At 75.5% G+C, this 290-nt stretch carries 1 protein-coding gene; it reads right to left on the bottom strand.

Annotated features, from left to right (window positions below; genetic code table 11):
- Positions 1–290, bottom strand: a 290-nt coding sequence (locus TW83_RS19145; protein WP_045984384.1) for an iron chelate uptake ABC transporter family permease subunit, incomplete at both ends; no start/stop codon positions are given.

Here is a 290-nt window from a genome sequence, read left to right as displayed (position 1 = left end):
CGAACAGCCCAAGCGGCAGTTCATAGGGAAAGCCCGCCATGCGCGCGCCGAAATCGGCGGCCAGCATCAGCCCCGCCCCGATCAGCGCCGATCCCGTCAGGTGGTCGGCCGGGCGGGCCAGGCCGATGCGGCGGGCCAGATGCGGGGCCATCAGCCCGACGAAGGACAAAGGTCCCGTGACCATCGTCGCGGCCCCCGTGGCCAGCCCCGCCAGCACGATCAGCGCCAGCCGCGCGGGCGGCAGGCCGAGCCCCAGGCCGCGCGCGACCCCCGCCCCAAGCGGCAGCAGC

Origin of the sequence: Paracoccus sp. S4493, assembly GCF_000967735.1 — a bacterium.
Classification (GTDB): Bacteria; Pseudomonadota; Alphaproteobacteria; order Rhodobacterales; family Rhodobacteraceae; genus Paracoccus; species Paracoccus marcusii.
The sequence above is the reverse complement of the archived record's forward strand: the minus strand, read 5'-3'. Positions and strand labels throughout refer to the sequence as shown.